The sequence below is a fragment of the Coprococcus comes ATCC 27758 genome, assembly GCF_025149785.1.
In the GTDB taxonomy this organism is placed as follows: Bacteria; Bacillota; Clostridia; order Lachnospirales; family Lachnospiraceae; genus Allocoprococcus; species Allocoprococcus comes.
This window is the reverse complement of sequence record NZ_CP102277.1, coordinates 2,570,042-2,586,463: the sequence shown is the minus strand read 5'-3', so window position 1 is coordinate 2,586,463 and position 16,422 is coordinate 2,570,042. Positions and strand designations below refer to the sequence as shown.

The following is a 16,422-nucleotide window of genomic DNA, read 5'->3' as shown; positions in this document are numbered from 1 at the left end:
ATAAAAGATTAGGGTGTCAAAAGGTTTATAGCCTTTGATATAAATTTGTACCTTGAAAACTTAACACGATATGTAAAAACATTGGATTCTTTGGTAAAATGTAGGTAGCATTTTATGAGGTGATCTATATGTCTTTTGTTAAAAATGATAATCAACAGCTTACTGTTTTAGACAGTACTTTTAATCTTACAGAACGCGAAAAACGAATGTTAGAAAAATCATGGGCAAATACTTTTGCAGACAAAGTTTTTCCTGCTATTGATGAAAATATTTTTTCTGTTCTTTACAGTAAAAAAGCATCCAGACCTAATACTCCGGTCAATGTGATTGTTGGGGCACTGATTCTTAAAGAAGCTCTTAATGTTACTGACGATGAGATCGTTGAAGCTATGGCATTTGATATCCGCTATCAGTATGCACTGCACACAACCAGTTTTGAAGAGCAGCCAATTAGTGACAGAACCCTCAGCAGGTTTAGAGCAAGAGGAAACAGAGCATGATGTTGATTGTATTCATGAATGTGTTGTAAAAATGGCAAAAGAAATATCTGATTTTATGGATATCACTCTGGATAAACAACGTATGGACAGTTTAATGGTTGCTGCAAATATCAGAAACCTCTCATTGCTTGAATTGTTTTATACTTGTGTTGCTAATCTTTGCAAAATAATGGATGAGCGTGGAACAAAAATTCCGGATGAACAATATCATTATATTAAAAAAGATGATTATAATAAATGCATTTATCACAAGCGGGATATGGATGCAACTGAGAGAAACGTTGTTGTGATGAAAGATGCAGATATCTTGATAAAGATTTGTGATTCAACCGGTGATTTTGATGATACAAGTGAATATCAGCTTCTTATTCGCCTATTAAAGGAACGCACAATCATTGATGATGGTGGCTCAAGGCGGCTTCGACAAAAAAGAGGAAGTTGAAAATCCTTCAGAAGTATTGCTTAATCCTTCTGATCCAGAAGCCACTTTCCGCTATAAAGCAGGTGGCAGACATCTTGGATACGTTGGAAACGTAGTTGAAGCTGTCGGAGAAAAAAGCAGTCTGGTCATTGTCTACGATTACCAGCAAAATACTTACGCAGATAATCAGTTTATGAAAGATTATCTTAATGAGAAAAAAGATTTTTCTGATGGTTCTTTTATTGTTGCCGATGGGGCATACAGCGGAGAAGAGAACTCACGTTTAGCATCTGAACATAATCTAAAACTTGTTACAACCAATTTCACAGGACGCAAACCAGATGAAATATATGCTGATTTTGTTTTTACTGATGATGGAAAATATCTCATCAAATGTAAGAATAATCGTGTACCTGAAGACTGTATCTATGATCCAGGCAATGAGCGTTCCGTTGCGTATTTTCGGATAAGTGACTGCGAAGGATGTCCTTACAAAGAACGGTGTCAGTCGCGTTTTCTAAAAACACGAGTCCGAAAGGAAGTATCTTGGAAATCCGTTGGTCGTGCAAAACAATTACAGTACATGCAGACGGAAGAATTTTCTGAATATGCAAAATTTAGAAATGGAGTAGAAGCAATTCCCTCTCTTCTTCGTCGAAGATATCATGTGGACAAGATACCTGTGCATGGCAAAAAACGTACCCGGTTATTCTTCGGATTTAAAATAGCAGCATTAGATTTTCAAAAGCTATTAGATTATAAAAAAGCATTATATTTTCCAAAAAGCTGGTCGATAGAATCCAGGAGGCCTGCAAGATCTCCAATTAGTTTCGTGGCTGAAAGAAACAGATTGTGAGATGGCTGCCATGGAAAGTACGGGCTCTTATTGGAAACCTGTATATAATATATTTGAAGAAGAACAGATACCGATCATGGTTGTGAATGCGCAGCATATCAAAGGAGTTCCCGGACGTAAGACGGATGTAAAAGATGCAGAGTGGATTGCCGATCTGGTACGCCATGGATTAGTAAAAGCAAGTTACATACCAAATAGGGATATTATATGGTTCCAAATTACACCGATGGTATCAGATCTGTTGATTGGTTTGTGCGCTATAATGATGGTCATATCGGTCGCTCTGTATATTATCCAGAATACCAGGACGCTTAAGGGAGAGACTGTATAAGCAATTTTATATTGCAATGACTAGAAAAATATTTAGGAGAAGATAGATATAAACAGTAAGTCAAACACACAAACTATGGAGTCTTTAGTCGCTTTAATAAAATTTTAGATAGAAAATAAATCATTCAATGTCATTTAGATAAGGTTTTTTATGACAAAAAGACAGATTGCTTATCTGCCTTATAATGCAGTATAATGGTAACGAGATTTATGCAACCCGATACATGAAATCCCTATTTCTCTTTGGACGGAGGTGGATAGGATATTTTCGATTGTACTTGACAGGTGTCAGATACTTTTGTATGAGAAGCATGGACTCTGTTTCGTTACCATCGTGTTTGAGATATGCCCTGCATATGTTTACTGCATTTGAAACGGATTTACTCTGCATCTGGAGCATAAACTGAATATACTCGCGGAAAGAAAGTTTGCGGTTCCTGGTAAAATCACTTTCCGGATTACGGCAGAACATGGAGTGAATTTCATCGAGTTCTGTGATGCAGTTGTCGAGTGTGGATTTTAAATTAGATAAGAAAAAATCAGCCATAATGAGCCTCCTTGAAATATGTTTATAATCAAGGCTTGCGCAACATATATTGGCTTACTTGTCAACTGTTTTTTGTAATATTTTTAAAGTTTTTAGGTATAAAAACAGTGGCTTTCTATGACAGAAAACCACTAAAATGATGCTTAACTGAATGGCATTGCTTTATCACCACTTTGAAAATGGTTGTTTTATGGCGGATAGTCAGACAGTTTTGGATATAAGAGATGATCTGGGAGCAACCATGAATGAATGCAGGGAAGTGACCGAAAAGTACCGCACAGGACGGAGTGCATATTTACGGCTCGAACAGTTGTTTATGCGATTGTTTGCAGGATTATTATAGCAGAAAGAAGAGGTGTTCGATATGTGTACAGCAGCAACTTACAAAACAAAAGATTTTTATATGGGCAGAACGCTTGATTATGAATTTTCCTATGGGGAACAGATCACGATAACGCCAAGAAATTACGAATTTGATTTCCGGTTTGCCGGGAAGATAAAAAGCCATTATGCTTTGATCGGAATGGCATTTGTTGCAGGAGGTTATCCGCTTTATTATGATGCTGTTAATGAAAAAGGCCTTGGAATGGCAGGTCTTAATTTTGTCGGCAATGCGGCATATGAAGAGGCTTTGCCGGAAGATGAAACAGAAGTCAGCCAGGTGGCACAGTTCGAGTTCATCCCATGGATCCTTACACAGTGTGCTACTGTAGCAGAGGCGAGAGAGAAGCTGGCAGCAATGAGACTGACAGGCACAGCATTCAGTGAACAGCTGCCGACAGCACAGCTTCACTGGATCATTGCAGACAAAGACGCCTGTATCGTTGTTGAGTCTATGAAGGATGGGCTGCATGTATATGATAATCCGGTAGGAGTGCTTACCAATAATCCACCATTCCTGGGTCAGATGTTTGCACTGAATAATTATGCCGGAGTATCCAGAAAACAGCCGGAGAGTACTTTTGCAGGAGTATTACAGCTTGATGCATATAGCAGAGGAATGGGTGGAATGGGAATACCTGGAGATCTTTCCAGCCAGTCAAGATTTGTGAAAGTTGCCTTTACAAAATTAAATTCGATCTCCGGTGAAGAAGAGGGTGAGAGTGTAAGCCAGTTCTTCCATATCTTAGGATCTGTAGATCAGCAGCGTGGATGTTGTGAGGTGACAGAAGGCAAATATGAGATCACGATATACACGTCCTGTTGTAATACAGCAAAAGGTATTTATTATTATACGACTTATGATAATCATCAGATCACAGCGGTTGACATGCATGCGGAAAATCTGGATTCAGATCAGCTGATCTGTTATCCGCTTCTGTCCAAGGGCGAAGTCAGATGGCAGAATAAATAATACGAAAATGCACGGAGAAAGCATATCGCAGAACAACAGGAGGAAAGACCATGAAAGAAGTTAAAACACCGAAAAAACCACTGGCATATTATTATGGGATTGTGTTAATAGTGCTGATTGTATTTAATCTGGTTGTCGCACCAATCCTTATGGAGCATCAGGTAAAGGAAACGGATTATGGAACTTTTATGAGCATGATCGAGAAGAAGAATATCGGTGAAGTAGAAGTTAAGGACAATCAGATCATCTTTACAGATAAAGATCAAAAAAATATTTATAAAACAGGTCTGATGAACGATCCGAACCTGACGGACAGGCTATATGAATGTGGAGCAGTATTCGCAAAAGATATCGATAAGCAGATGTCACCGATCATCAGCTTCCTGCTGACCGGGGTTTTGCCATTGATCCTTTTTATCGCACTGGGAAATTATATGGCGAAGAAACTGATGGAGCATGCCGGAGGAAAAAATTCGATGGCTTTTGGAATGGGAAAAAGCAATGCGAAGATTTATGTGCAATCCAGTGAGGGAATCCGTTTTTCAGACGTTGCAGGAGAAGATGAGGCGAAAGAAAACCTTTCAGAGATCGTTGATTATCTTCACAATCCGAAGAAGTATACCGATGTAGGTGCGTCTATGCCAAAAGGTGTCCTTCTTGTAGGACCTCCGGGAACTGGTAAAACAATGCTTGCAAAAGCAGTTGCGGGTGAATCAAATGTACCATTTTTCTCAATGTCCGGATCAGAATTCGTAGAGATGTTTGTCGGTATGGGAGCTTCCAAGGTTCGAGATCTTTTCAAACAGGCAAAGGAAAAGGCACCATGTATCGTGTTTATTGATGAAATTGATGCCATTGGTAAAAAGCGTGACGGACAAATGGGCGGAAATGATGAGAGGGAGCAGACCTTAAATCAGCTTCTTACAGAGATGGATGGATTTGAAGGAAATAATGGTGTCATCATTCTTGCTGCAACGAACCGTCCGGAGTCGTTAGATCCGGCACTTACACGTCCGGGACGTTTTGACAGGCGTGTGCCGGTTGAACTGCCGGATCTTGCAGGCCGTGAAGCAATTTTAAAGGTTCATGCAAAGAAGATAAAAGCATCTGATGATGTTGACCTGCATACGATTGCACGTATGGCATCCGGTGCATCCGGTGCGGAGCTTGCCAATATTATAAATGAAGCAGCATTACGTGCTGTCCGTAGTGGAAGAACCGTTGTAAATGAATCTGATCTCGAAGAAAGTATAGAAGTGGTTATTGCAGGATATCAGAAGAAGAATGCGGTTCTTTCAGATCAGGAGAAGAAGGTTGTTGCATATCATGAGATAGGACACGCTCTGGTAGCTGCATTGCAGAGTCATTCAGCACCGGTCCAGAAGATTACGATCATCCCGCGTACCTCAGGTGCACTCGGCTACACTATGCAGGTTGAGCAGGGTGATAAATATCTGATGACGAAAAAAGAACTTGAGAATAAGATTGTTACATTTACAGGCGGACGTGCGGCAGAGGAGATCGTATTTGGTGAGATCACGACAGGAGCCTCCAATGATATCGAACAGGCAACAAAAATTGCAAGAGCGATGATCACCCGCTACGGCATGACAGATGAATTCGACATGGTGGCAATGGAAACCGTGACCAACCAGTATCTTGGCGGCGATACGTCTCTTTCCTGTTCCACAGATACCCAGAAGGAAATTGATGAAAAAGTCGTGCAGCTCGTAAAAGCAGAGCATGAAAAAGCAAGAAAAATCCTTTCCGAAAACAGGGAAAAACTGGACGAATTGGCTATGTACCTGTATGAGAAGGAAACAATTACAGGTGACGAATTTATGGATATTTTAGACAGAAAATAATGTAGTTAATTAGATAATCAATGTCATTTAGATAAGGTTTTTTATGATGAAAACAGCATATCATATGCGTTCATGCATTGAAAATACTGTTCAGTTAAGAAATGCTGTATTTTTTGTGTATGACAAAAAGACAGATTGCATATCTGCCTCATAACGCAGTATAATGGTAACGAGATTTATGCAACCCGATACATGAAATCCCTATTTCTCTTTGGACTGAGGTGGATAGGATATTTTCGATTGTACCTGACAGGTGTCAGATACTTTTGTATGAGAAGCATGGTCTCTGTTTCATCACCGCCGTGTTTGAGATATGCCCTGCATATGTTTACTGCGGTGGCGAAATTAATTTTATAGACGTGTTTGGTATTTTTAGATGTTTTTACCACAATAAAACAGATTAGATGGAAAGGGAAGAGGCACCGTTACATAGGTACCTCTTCTTTTTAAAGAGTTGGCTCTTTCTCTGATACAGGAATTTGTATCTCCGGAGCATTGAGCAGTGCTGTGAAATTCTGCTGAATGATTTCCAGAGTTTTCAGCTTTTTCTGTAATTCTTGTTTTTCCCGGAGTGTAGCAGTCTGTTCAGATTCAAGATTTTCAATCCGCTTTTGAATTTTATTAGAGCTTGGGATTTGGGTAACACCGAGATCCTGAAGCTCTTTTTTTAGTGAATCGTGGAGCTGGTATTCTGCCTGATGTTTGGTCCGGTATGCTTTTGGATTTTTAGCAGATTTGCAATCTTCAATCACTTTTCGGCAGAGACGGTAAGAATCACAGTGTTTCTGAATGACTTTCTGTGTGCTAAGTTCATTGTTGATTTGCGCTATTCTTTGATCGGCAGCTTTAACAGAAGCTTCAATGTCAGAAACATGCTGTTGGAAATCTTCATAATTTAGCAGATTATTTTCAGAAAGATAGTTGAAGGTACGAGCCGCTTCTTTCAGATTATTGAGTTTTGCCCAGCGTTCAAATCCCTCTCGATTGCCGGTCGTAACATAAGTGGAAATATTGATATACAGGCGAGCTTCTCTGGACAGATGCTTTGGAACTTTCGCTTTGCTACGATTTTTAGCCAGACGTATGCGGACATTTTCTTCTGAATAATAGCTTCCGAGAGATTTCATATAAGTGAAATTCTTTTGCTCCGGTGCACGGAAGGACAGGTGTTTTCCTTGGCGGACTTCATATCCGGCTAACTGCATTTTTTGTAAAAATTCCTCATAGTTGATGGAAGTCCAGATTGCCTTATCAACTGCAACACGTAGTTTTGCTTTCCAACTGGTGCCACGATGATATTCCATGTTCTCTTTATAGCTTTTACCTTTTTCTCCGGTTGGCATACTGGTGGCAAGTCCATTTTCATGGCAAATGCGATTACTGATCCGGCAGATTTTATGGTAGCTCCGCTTATTGGAAACATACTTATGATGATCAACAAAACTTGCTGCATTAAAGATGATGTGGTTATGGATATGGTTTTTGTCAACATGAGTGCTGATCACGTATTCATATTTTCCTTTCAGTACTTCATCTGCAAACTGTTGTCCTAAGCGATGGGCGGTTTCTGCATCTGTTTCACCAGGCTTAAAAGACTGGATCAGATGAAATGCCAGGTTATCGCCTTTATCCATTCCGTTCTTTTTTGCATGTTCTCTTGTCATGGCAAATTCCAAATCAGCTGTTTCAGGAGAACAGCCAAAACTGGAAACAAGCAGTTTTTCATCAGTTTTATCTGGATTCGTGATATAGTCCAGAGCTTTCTTGTCTGTTACTTTAATGGGGAAGATCTTAATATACGCCATAGTTCTTTCACCATCTCTTTCAGTTCTTGCATTTCTTCCGGATACAGATCTCCGGTGGTATTCACCTTCTTCGCAATCTGGTTGATATTTACGCCAATCTTGTGCATTTCCTCATACTGTTTCTTCAGCGGAGTGGTATCGGTGTTGACGATGTAACCGTCGATTGCCATTTTACGCAGATAAGCTCCCATGTTTTTGGTCTTTGATTCTATCATCTTTCTGCGGATAAGCTTCCGTTCTTCTTCGGTGACATAAAAATGGATTTCTTTGTTTCGCTTTCTTTCAGCCATTGGCGTGTTCTCCTTTCTGCGAGGGCAGTAGTATCGTTGCTTTCAGCGCTTTTTCAATTTAGGGCAGGGTACCCTAAATTGGGATTTTCCGGAAGTGTATCCTCACTTCCTGTCCTTGCTGTTTTACCCCTCTATTAGTTAAAGTCAGGAGAACCGGGAAAATGCAAAAGAATTTGGCAGGTAGTACGGGATACGAAAATGTGGTATGATTATGGGCAGGATATCAGAAGAATCAGAAGAATCAGGAGTTGAATAGATTGTGAAGAAAGAAGAAATTTTCGAATATGTGCAGAAACAATATAGCACAGTTCCGGAATATTTATGGAGTAAACTACCGGACAGTGCAGTACTCAGACATAAAAATGGAAAATGGTATGCAGTAATCATGACGGTTGAAAAATCGAAACTGGGATTAGAAGGAAAAGAGCCGGTTGATATCATGGACGTAAAGTGTGATCCGGACATGACGAATATGATTATTCAGACGTATGGATTTTTACCTGGATACCATTTGAATAAGCAGCACTGGATCACGATTTTACTGGATGGTTCGGTCAGTGAAGCAAAGACATTGGACTTTTTGGATATGAGTTATGACCTGATTGATGGAGCAGGCAGAAAGGAAAACAAATGAGAAAAGCAATCGTATATGCATCTGTGCATCATGGAAATACAGAAAAATTAGTAAAGGGCATAGCAGCAGAGTGTCAGGTTGATTTGATTGATGCTGTAAAACAGCCAGATGCAGATTTGAACAGTTATGATATGATTGGATTTGCATCAGGAATCTATTTTTCAAAGTTTCATCAGTCGATATTGGAATTTGCAGAGAAGAATCTACCGGACGACAAAAAGATATTTCTGATCTGTACTTATGGTGGAAGTGCGAATTATAAATCCATAGAGCGGATTTTGGATAAAAAACATGCCAGTGTGGTTGGAAAATTTGGCTGTAAAGGGTATGACACATTCGGACCATTTAAACTGGTTGGAGGTATTGCTAAAGGCCATCCGAATGAAGAAGATATGAAAAACGCAGTGGACTTCGTAAAAGGATTACACTAATTTTTGAGCAAAAGGAAAACCGGGGATTTTACTCCTCGGTTTTCTGGCTGTTGTGCTTCAGTCTTCAACTTGAAAAATATCTTCTACAGGCACTTTCAGGTAATGTGCCAGCCGGATTGCAATCTCAAGAGAGGGATTACGTTCTCCACGTTCGATGCGGCCTATAGTCTGGCTGCAGGAACCTATGGCTTCAGCCAAATCTGCTTGAATGAGATTACGTTCTTCACGAATATCTTTTAGTGTATTATTGATTGCCATTCAATCACTTCCTTTGCTTATTGTTATCAGCAGGATCATGAATCTGCTGTTGAAATCTAATGAAATCCCGGAATTTCTGCACCTTTGCATTTTCCGATTACTTTTCCAAAAATCTTAAAAGAGTCAGATTCCAAAACTTGGATAGGACGATATTTTTGATTTAACGAGATCAGATAAACACCATCTGGCTCATCGTGTAATTCCTTGATGTAAGTATTACCGTTGAGATAGAAGATTCCAATTTCACCATTAGCAAGAGAATCTTTTTTCTGAATCCATGCGACATCGCCTGTATGATAAAGTGGTTCCATACTGTCACCGGAGATCCGTACACCAAAGTCAGTCTGCTCAGGAGCAAGGTGTCCTACGTCATAAGTTTCTTTTACAGAATCTTCCAGGTAATTTCCAGTACCAGCAGAAACTGGTTCCCAGGTAATTTCTACAGGATGATGGAATGGGATAATCTTTGCAGACAGTGGAGAAAACTTTTTAGAAGCTTTCAAAATATCAGCAAATTCAATCAATTTATTTCTGCCTTCTTCATTCAATCCACTCATAATGTTATATGGATTTTCTCCAAAGAAAGATTCATATATATCTTCGATATCAAGTAACTGGCAAAGTGTCAGGAAAACATGTAAAGCTGGTTCTCGTGCATTGGTCTCCCATTTGGAGATTGCTTTTGTAGTGACCTGAATACCTTCCTGAGAAAGCAGGTCTACCAGATCTGATTGAGAGTATCCTTTCTTTTTTCTATTTTCTGCTAATATTTCCCCGAAATCACGCATTTGTTCGCCTCATTTCTATTTGAATTTTCTATATGCATTATACCGTATGTTAGAAATAAAATCAACAATAATCTCCAAAATGGAGAAAATACAACCAAGATGTTACTTGACTATCTCCGGAATGTCGATATATACTAAACATACAGAAATTGATAAGACATCATATTGAAGGAAACAGCTGGGAGGTGAAAAGTTTGAGTGAGCGTGTGATCCTGCATAGTGATATGAACTGTTTTTATGCCAGTGTAGAAATGCTACATCATCCGGAATTTGCTGGAATGCCTCTGGCAGTAGGTGGCGATCCGGAAGCCCGGCATGGGATTGTGCTGACAGCAAATTATATTGCAAAGCAAAAAGGTGTAAAGACCGGAATGGCATTATGGCAGGCAAAACAGATTTGTCCGGAAATCATATTTGTACCACCACGGATGGATTTGTATTTGAGATTTTCACAGATGGCAAGAGAAATCTATTCGGAGTATACGGACAAGATTGAGCCATATGGAATTGATGAAGCCTGGCTGGATGTATCGGACAGCAGAAATCTGAAAGGAAGCGGAATGACGATTGCAAGAGAAATCAGCCATCGGATTAAATACGAACTGGGTGTAACGGTAAGTATTGGAATTTCCTGGAATAAGATTTATGCGAAACTTGGTTCAGATTATAAAAAGCCGGATGCAATCACAGAGTTTAATCGAGAAAATTATAAAGACAGGATATGGCAGCTTCCAGCGACAGATTTGCTTTATGTCGGAAGACAGACAAATAAGAAATTGCAAAAACTTGGAATCCGGACAATTGGGCAACTTGCGGAATCAGACGAAAAGTTGTTAGAGAGTCATTTTGGAAAAATAGGAAATGTATTATGGGCTTTCGCAAATGGCTGGGATGAAGATCCGGTTTGCAAGGAAGGATATGAAGCACCAGTAAAGTCGATAGGTAATAGCACTACAACACCGAGAGATCTGGAAAATGATTTGGATGTCTGGATCATTCAAATAGCATTGGCTGAAAGTGTAGCTGCACGATTGAGGAAACATGGATTTAAATGCAAAACAGTAGAAATTACAGTTCGAGATAATGGATTGTATAGTTTTTCCAGACAGATACATTTACGACAGCCAACGAATATTACAGATGAGATTGTAAGCGCAGCATTTCAGCTATTTAAAGATAATTACAAATGGGAACATCCCATTAGAAGCCTGGGGATCCGAGCTGCGGATCTTGTGTTAGATGATATTCCTGTGCAGTTGGATTTATTTGGAAATCAGGAGAAAAAGGAAAAGTTAGAGAAGCTGGATCGTACTGTAGATGAAATCAGACGACGGTTTGGATATTTCAGTATACAGCGAGCGGTAATGTATCAGGATAAAGTCTTATCCCACTTAGACGCTGGTACGCACACGATCCATCCACACAGTTATTTTCATGGGTAATTGGAGGGATAGATTTGAAAAAAACATTAACCAGAAAACAGAAAGAAAGTTATCAGTGTATTTTGGATTATACGAAGGAGCATGGATATCCGCCGACAGTACGGGAATTTGGAAAATTGATCGGGGTGAAATCAACATCATCAGCATTTTCCAGAATCAAGCAGTTGGAGTTAAATGGATATATCCGCAGAATCCCGGCATCGCCAAGAGCAATAGAGATCTTATAGTGAGGTGCCGGTATGAATAAAGTATATGTAGATGTAGTGGCAGAGTTTCGGAAAGACGGAAAACTGGTTCCTATATTTTTCACCTGGGAAGATGGAAGAAAATATAACATTGACAGAATTTTGAAAATCGAGCGATGTGCCAGCAGAAAGGCAGGCGGTGTAGGAATGATGTACACCTGTATGATACAGGGGCAGGAAAGCCATTTGTTTTATGAAGTGGATAAATGGTTTATGGAGAGAAAAACAGCATAAGGAGAGATTGATATAGACGATATTATTTGGATTATTAACCGGCAGGGATAGTCACTTTCCCTTTATATTCCTGCAGGTTTTACATAAGAAGATGGATTCCGGTCAGCAAAGGCAGCTCCCACAATGCCTTTTGGATATCCGCTTCTGCAAATTGTAGTAAGTAATTGCTTCCCATCAAAATCATGGGGAAAGCGAACTGGTCTGAAAGACCGCCAGTTAGTGTGATGATGATAAGGAGATTTTGAAACTGATGACAGACAGAGATTATGCAATTAAATCAATGAAAGAGATTACCTTCCAGATGGCAAGCCATGCGCAGGATTATCTGGAAGTAACGATGGAGAGACATTATACGGATATCAAAGAACTGATGACAAGCTATCAGAAATTGATTTTGGAAAATCAGATTGTGTTAGAAGAGCTGGATATGGAGTGCCAGGAGAAGATCAATGAAGATATGGCATATGCGTTGAGTTATCTGAGCATTTATAACAATCAGCTGAATGTGCCAAAGATGCACCGGGAAATGAATAATCTGATGATCATTTACGGCTTGTCAGACATGATTTATCGTGGAATGACACTGGTGAAGTTCTATGCACCGAATGGTGTGATGCTCAGTGAGATTCTTCATTCCTGTTTTTGCAGTCATTATAATAAGACAGATGTGGAAGTACAGCAGGAGTTAGGAGTAGGCAGGACCTCTTTTTATAAAATGAAGAAGCAGGCACTTGGATATTTAGGGTTCTATTTTTATGAGATCGTGGTACCGCAGGCAAAGGATAAAAGATTTAAACCGTCACTGGGCGTAGAGGAAGAGTAGGTGAATAATATGAGATACGAAAATTCGATGAAAGGTGTAGCTGATCAGATAATCAAAGAACAGCAGCGAGCCAGTAAAATTAAAAACAATCCAGAAGAATTCCATTGGCATGACGAATATGCAACGTTGAATTTCTTTCGGTTTATCTGCAAAAATATCGGTAACTTGAGAAATGGAGAAATAGAAAAAATGGTCACACGCTTGAAAAGCATAGATCAGAAAGCAGTGGAAAACCATGTGAATGGTGCGGTTTGGGCATTTGATTATGATAAGATGTTCTGTGTACTGATGGAAAATGAAATTTGCCGAAAGGTGTGTGAAAAGAATAAATATAGTAGTTGGACGAAGCTGATTGGAAATTATTGTTTTCAAGTGGTGTAGGATAAAATAGTGGCTTGTGAAAAGCTGATTTTGATGTTAAGATGAAATTGGGATAGGAGACATTTAGGAACCTATCCTGACATAGCAAAGAATGGAGGCGAGAATGGACGTGGCGAAAGAAGAAATCGTGAAAACAGAAGAGTTGGAAACACGTTACGAAAGATACAAGGGTATCTTAAAAGACCTTACCATCATGAGCGATGTGTTTATGCGGAATGTATTCAAGAAACGGGAATGTACAGAATATGTTCTGCAGGTAATTATGAATAAAAAGGATCTGAAAGTGATTGATCAAGTTTTGCAGAAAGACTATAAGAATTTGCAGGGGCGTTCAGCTATTCTGGACTGTGTTGCCAGAGATTCTGAAGGCAAGCAGATGGATGTAGAAATTCAACAGGACAACGAAGGGGCATCTCCAAAAAGAGCAAGGTATCATAGTGGTCTGATGGATATGAACACATTAAATCCAGGGCAGGATTTTGATGACCTTCCGGAAAGCTACGTGATTTTTATCACCAGAGACGATGCACTTGGATACGGACTTCCGATTTATCATATAGACAGGAAAATCGAAGAAGTCAGTGAGAATTTTAAGGATGAAGCTCATATTATCTATGTAAATTCTAAGAAACAAGAAGATACAGAATTAGGCAGACTGATGCATGATCTTCACTGTAAGAATGCAGAAGATATGCACAGTAAGATACTTGCTGACAGAGTATACGAATTGAAGGAAACACAGAAAGGGGTGGAATTCATGTGCCGTGAGATGGAACAGATTTATAGTGAAGGTATTGAAAGTGGTGAGCTGAAAAAAGCAAAAGCCTCAGCATTATCCATGGCTGCGGATGGAATGAAAGTTGATAAAATAGCCCACTATCTTAATGTGAGTGTTCAAATGGTGCAGAAATGGATTGATGAGAGCATGAGTGTTGCACATTAACAAATGATAAATTTTAATAGAGCTACCAGGGGATACTAATTCTTCTGGTGGCTTTTTTGTGTGTTGCATGTAAAAAAAACGAAAACTAGTTCTATAGAACTATAACTTGATTTGCGGATTCTGTATCTTTCAATTATCCATCAGTATACTAATTTTAGACCGAATTATCGTTCTGAAGGAGGTGCTACGATGGATTTAAAAGCGGTTGGTCAGCGAATCAAAGCAGCAAGAGAAGCAAAAAATCTTACACAGGAAGAACTGGCGGCGCTGGTAAATTTAAGTACAACACATGTCAGTGTGATAGAAAGAGGACTGAAAGTAACAAAGTTGGATACCTTTGTAGCAATTGCCAATGCACTTGATGTATCGGCTGATGCGCTACTGATAGATGTTGTGACACATTCTGTGACAGGTGTTACTAATGAATTATCTGATATGATAGAAAAATTGCCAAAGGACGAGCAGAAAAGAATTTTAAATGCGGTCAGAGCTTTGGTAGACTAATGAAATAGGCATTGAAATCGAAGAGCATTAAGCTCTTCTTTTTTTTATTCTTTTTTATGGATTCGTTTGTGAAAATATCTTTTTTCATAGTGAGAATCATGATATAGTAGTTCTAAAGAACTATAAATAATTCTTTGAAACCGGAGGGCGGGTAAATGAGAGAAAAAACTATTTATGAGAAAATTGCTGAAAAGTACAATACGACACCAGAAGAGGTGCGTCGGGAAATGCAGATAGCGATTGATGCTGGATTTGATGATCCAGATCCGGCTGTACAGGCAGAATGGAAGAAGGTAAATCTTAAAGGAGACAGACCTACACCGGAAGAAGTAATCAATTACGCAGTAAAACAATTAAAAGGAAATTAATGAAAATATGAAGAAAAAGACAATTGCAGTGATCTCAGGAGCAGTCATCTTGATAATTGCTGCAGGAAGTATTTATGGGAAACCTGAATCAAGTCATAAGGAAGGTGAACCGGATGTGGTAGGAACATTTTCCGTAAATCGGGATGAAAATCTAACCGTAATCGCTAACCGGGAAAATATTGAGGATAGAGAAGCGTTTGCAAGAGAACTTTTGCAGATGTACAAGGATGATTCTTTTTATTCGACAAAATTCTCCACAGACAGGGGATATGCGACGAGCCTTGATATGAACATCTATTTATGGAAAGAGGATATTGAAGATGGGGAATCGGTAATGACAGCCGAATATAGACCTGTAGAATACGGAAAGGACTATGATGTAGTCAATAATCCTGATAAATTTCAACTATATATAGATGGAAAAGAAGTAGAAGAATAACACGGTGAACTTTTTATACTGAAATATGTACGATTCCAATAATGATATGAACTTATGGGAACATATTGCGGATACTTTGTGAACTTTATCCTGATACAATGATTATGCTGATGAAAGAAGGCATAGATAACTGAATACAATAAAGAGACGAAAGCCTCAGTAGTTAAGAAAAAACTACTGGGGCTTTTTTTCGTGCCTGAATTTCTCAGTCAATAACTGCGGGCGTATCCCGGCAGGATAAAGGCGGAGCAGGCATGATCCTAAACAGAGGTCCGCCTTCTGGATTTGAAACGAGCAACAAGATTTCAAATTCAGGAGGAACGGATATGTATATTGAACATCCATATTTTTATGAAGGAAAGTATTACGCAAATATTGATGGAGAAATGATCGAGATTACAAAAGAAGTTGCGTATGCGATGAATAATTTTTATAGAAGCAGCAAGGCAAAAAAAGTTGAGATTAAGAACGAACTGGGTGAGGTTGTGGATAAGATGCTGAGAGAAGTACCTTACAGTGGTCAGTCCATTGATGGAGAAGGCTTCATGATTGAGGATTTTCCAGATCTGAACTGCGATGTGGAGCACTGTGTACTGACAAAAATGGAACAGCAGGATATTCACAAAGTGATCAATCAGCTGAACTCAGAGGAACGCATGATTATTTATGGCATTTTCTTTGAAAACAAGACACAGACACAGATGGCGAAGATTATGGGGATTTCCAGACAGATGCTGTCATACAAGCTGAAATCCACTCTTAATAAGATGCGTAAAATGTATATGAATAAATTTTTTTAAAAAATTTTTCAAAATCTTTTGCATCTGCCAAAGTCATTTGACTTTAGTAATTAGAGGAAGTTAAAGGACTTCCTAAAATGAACCATGATAACTGAATATCCAATAATAACTGACGTGACATTTCATGCAGAGAGCACGAGGAAGATGCCGCTATAGGATTATAA

At 39.1% G+C, this 16,422-nt stretch carries 24 protein-coding genes; 19 read left to right on the top strand and 5 right to left on the bottom strand.

What is annotated here, in order from left to right:
* The first annotated feature begins 128 nt into the window (after positions 1 to 128).
* From NQ556_RS12740 to NQ556_RS16865, 4 genes are read left to right on the top strand one after another with little or no spacing between them, the layout of a single operon-like run.
* Positions 129 to 500 (top strand): transposase, encoded by a 372-nt coding sequence (locus tag NQ556_RS12740; protein ID WP_005360252.1) that lies wholly within the window; start codon positions 129 to 131, stop codon positions 498 to 500.
* A complete protein-coding gene (locus tag NQ556_RS12735) occupies positions 454 to 942 on the top strand; it encodes a hypothetical protein (RefSeq protein WP_204576076.1) in 489 nt (162 codons plus the stop codon). The genes NQ556_RS12740 and NQ556_RS12735 overlap by 47 nt, the downstream gene beginning before the upstream one ends.
* Complete coding sequence (locus tag NQ556_RS12730) at positions 899 to 1,777, top strand: transposase (RefSeq protein WP_008370190.1); 879 nt, start codon at positions 899 to 901, stop codon at positions 1,775 to 1,777. The genes NQ556_RS12735 and NQ556_RS12730 overlap by 44 nt, the downstream gene beginning before the upstream one ends.
* Position 1,778: 1 nt before the next feature.
* The gene (locus tag NQ556_RS16865) at positions 1,779 to 2,108 is read left to right on the top strand and encodes an IS110 family transposase (RefSeq protein WP_005360256.1); all 330 of its coding nucleotides are present in this window, start codon (positions 1,779 to 1,781) and stop codon (positions 2,106 to 2,108) included.
* Positions 2,109 to 2,315: 207 nt separating this feature from the next.
* Here NQ556_RS16865 and NQ556_RS12715 read toward each other — a convergent pair whose 3' ends face one another.
* The gene (locus tag NQ556_RS12715; protein ID WP_007887600.1) at positions 2,316 to 2,654 is read right to left on the bottom strand and encodes a hypothetical protein; all 339 of its coding nucleotides are present in this window, start codon (positions 2,652 to 2,654) and stop codon (positions 2,316 to 2,318) included.
* 151 nt (positions 2,655 to 2,805) lie between these two features.
* Between NQ556_RS12715 and NQ556_RS12710 the strand changes: the two genes are divergently transcribed.
* From NQ556_RS12710 to ftsH, 3 genes are read left to right on the top strand one after another with little or no spacing between them, the layout of a single operon-like run.
* Positions 2,806 to 2,997 carry a phospholipase D-like domain-containing protein gene (locus NQ556_RS12710; protein ID WP_008371613.1) on the top strand — a complete coding sequence of 64 codons (192 nt, stop codon included), beginning with the start codon at positions 2,806 to 2,808 and terminating at the stop codon, positions 2,995 to 2,997.
* 21 nt (positions 2,998 to 3,018) lie between these two features.
* The gene (bsh, locus tag NQ556_RS12705; RefSeq protein WP_005360258.1) at positions 3,019 to 4,008 is read left to right on the top strand and encodes a choloylglycine hydrolase; all 990 of its coding nucleotides are present in this window, start codon (positions 3,019 to 3,021) and stop codon (positions 4,006 to 4,008) included.
* Between the two features lie 50 nt (positions 4,009 to 4,058).
* Entirely contained in the window at positions 4,059 to 5,873 is a 1,815-nt protein-coding gene (gene ftsH / locus NQ556_RS12700) for an ATP-dependent zinc metalloprotease FtsH (protein WP_204576073.1), read from the top strand.
* A 446-nt stretch (positions 5,874 to 6,319) separates the two neighbouring features.
* On the opposite strand, the gene NQ556_RS12695 is transcribed toward ftsH, so the two are convergent.
* Both NQ556_RS12695 and NQ556_RS12690 read right to left on the bottom strand, forming a co-directional pair.
* Entirely contained in the window at positions 6,320 to 7,678 is a 1,359-nt protein-coding gene (locus tag NQ556_RS12695; protein ID WP_204576072.1) for a relaxase/mobilization nuclease domain-containing protein, read from the bottom strand.
* Positions 7,645 to 7,968: a MobC family plasmid mobilization relaxosome protein gene (locus NQ556_RS12690; protein WP_161286424.1), complete on the bottom strand. Its 324-nt coding sequence runs from the start codon at positions 7,966 to 7,968 to the stop codon at positions 7,645 to 7,647. The genes NQ556_RS12695 and NQ556_RS12690 overlap by 34 nt, the downstream gene beginning before the upstream one ends.
* 259 nt (positions 7,969 to 8,227) lie before the next feature.
* On the opposite strand from NQ556_RS12690, the gene NQ556_RS12685 reads away from it, so the two are divergent.
* Entirely contained in the window at positions 8,228 to 8,602 is a 375-nt protein-coding gene (locus tag NQ556_RS12685) for an MmcQ/YjbR family DNA-binding protein (RefSeq protein ID WP_204576070.1), read from the top strand.
* The gene (locus NQ556_RS12680) at positions 8,599 to 9,033 is read left to right on the top strand and encodes a flavodoxin family protein (protein ID WP_204576068.1); all 435 of its coding nucleotides are present in this window, start codon (positions 8,599 to 8,601) and stop codon (positions 9,031 to 9,033) included. Before NQ556_RS12685 ends, NQ556_RS12680 begins: the two co-directional genes overlap by 4 nt.
* Before the next feature lie 57 nt (positions 9,034 to 9,090).
* Here NQ556_RS12680 and NQ556_RS12675 read toward each other — a convergent pair whose 3' ends face one another.
* Both NQ556_RS12675 and NQ556_RS12670 read right to left on the bottom strand, forming a co-directional pair.
* Positions 9,091 to 9,291 carry a helix-turn-helix transcriptional regulator gene (locus tag NQ556_RS12675; RefSeq protein WP_005344265.1) on the bottom strand — a complete coding sequence of 67 codons (201 nt, stop codon included), beginning with the start codon at positions 9,289 to 9,291 and terminating at the stop codon, positions 9,091 to 9,093.
* 56 nt (positions 9,292 to 9,347) lie between these two features.
* A complete protein-coding gene (locus NQ556_RS12670; protein ID WP_008688138.1) occupies positions 9,348 to 10,079 on the bottom strand; it encodes a helix-turn-helix domain-containing protein in 732 nt (243 codons plus the stop codon).
* A 194-nt stretch (positions 10,080 to 10,273) separates the two neighbouring features.
* On the opposite strand from NQ556_RS12670, the gene dinB reads away from it, so the two are divergent.
* The 10 genes from dinB (at position 10,274) to NQ556_RS12620 (ending at position 16,258) form a co-directional block, all read left to right on the top strand.
* A complete protein-coding gene (dinB, locus tag NQ556_RS12665) occupies positions 10,274 to 11,521 on the top strand; it encodes a DNA polymerase IV (RefSeq protein ID WP_204576066.1) in 1,248 nt (415 codons plus the stop codon).
* Between the two features lie 14 nt (positions 11,522 to 11,535).
* On the top strand, positions 11,536 to 11,748 hold the full coding sequence (locus NQ556_RS12660) for a LexA family protein (RefSeq protein WP_204576059.1): 213 nt from the start codon (positions 11,536 to 11,538) through the stop codon (positions 11,746 to 11,748).
* A 12-nt stretch (positions 11,749 to 11,760) separates the two neighbouring features.
* Complete coding sequence (locus NQ556_RS12655) at positions 11,761 to 12,000, top strand: hypothetical protein (RefSeq protein WP_054335621.1); 240 nt, start codon at positions 11,761 to 11,763, stop codon at positions 11,998 to 12,000.
* Between the two features lie 250 nt (positions 12,001 to 12,250).
* A complete protein-coding gene (locus tag NQ556_RS12650) occupies positions 12,251 to 12,823 on the top strand; it encodes an ArpU family phage packaging/lysis transcriptional regulator (RefSeq protein WP_054335622.1) in 573 nt (190 codons plus the stop codon).
* A gap of 9 nt (positions 12,824 to 12,832) precedes the next feature.
* A complete protein-coding gene (locus NQ556_RS12645; RefSeq protein WP_119221763.1) occupies positions 12,833 to 13,204 on the top strand; it encodes a hypothetical protein in 372 nt (123 codons plus the stop codon).
* 103 nt (positions 13,205 to 13,307) lie between these two features.
* Positions 13,308 to 14,147, top strand: a complete 840-nt coding sequence (locus tag NQ556_RS12640; RefSeq protein WP_044921519.1) for a PD-(D/E)XK nuclease family transposase — start codon at positions 13,308 to 13,310, stop codon at positions 14,145 to 14,147.
* 189 nt (positions 14,148 to 14,336) lie between these two features.
* The gene (locus tag NQ556_RS12635) at positions 14,337 to 14,651 is read left to right on the top strand and encodes a helix-turn-helix domain-containing protein (protein ID WP_044921521.1); all 315 of its coding nucleotides are present in this window, start codon (positions 14,337 to 14,339) and stop codon (positions 14,649 to 14,651) included.
* Between the two features lie 155 nt (positions 14,652 to 14,806).
* Positions 14,807 to 15,019, top strand: a complete 213-nt coding sequence (locus NQ556_RS12630) for a sporulation initiation factor Spo0A C-terminal domain-containing protein (RefSeq protein WP_117649047.1) — start codon at positions 14,807 to 14,809, stop codon at positions 15,017 to 15,019.
* A 7-nt stretch (positions 15,020 to 15,026) separates the two neighbouring features.
* Positions 15,027 to 15,458: a hypothetical protein gene (locus NQ556_RS12625; RefSeq protein ID WP_117649045.1), complete on the top strand. Its 432-nt coding sequence runs from the start codon at positions 15,027 to 15,029 to the stop codon at positions 15,456 to 15,458.
* 326 nt (positions 15,459 to 15,784) lie between these two features.
* Positions 15,785 to 16,258, top strand: a complete 474-nt coding sequence (locus NQ556_RS12620) for a sigma factor-like helix-turn-helix DNA-binding protein (protein WP_204576058.1) — start codon at positions 15,785 to 15,787, stop codon at positions 16,256 to 16,258.
* Positions 16,259 to 16,422 lie beyond the last annotated feature (164 nt).